A 215-nucleotide genomic window follows, 5' to 3' on the forward strand; every position below is an offset into this window, starting at 1 on the left:
GTTTGGGTCTGTAGCTCAGCTGGTTAGAGCGCACCCCTGATAAGGGTGAGGTCGGTAGTTCAAATCTACTCAGACCCACCACTTCTTCTTAATACTGCGTTGTAAGCTTCGTTGTTTAGTGAACTAAACGGCCTCAACTTACGCCTTGTCTTAAAAAGAAGTCGGTATACAAACAGTAAGACCAGCATATGTGGGGCTATAGCTCAGCTGGGAGA

Annotated in this window: 1 tRNA gene; it reads left to right on the top strand. The window is 46.5% G+C overall.

Going from position 1 to position 215, the window contains the following annotated elements:
- Positions 1-4 precede the first annotated feature (4 nt).
- Positions 5-81: transfer RNA gene (locus tag CWC30_RS18070), tRNA-Ile, on the top strand.
- Positions 82-215 lie beyond the last annotated feature (134 nt).

Source organism: Pseudoalteromonas sp. S4741 (genome assembly GCF_005886135.1).
GTDB lineage: Bacteria > Pseudomonadota > Gammaproteobacteria > Enterobacterales > Alteromonadaceae > Pseudoalteromonas > Pseudoalteromonas tetraodonis.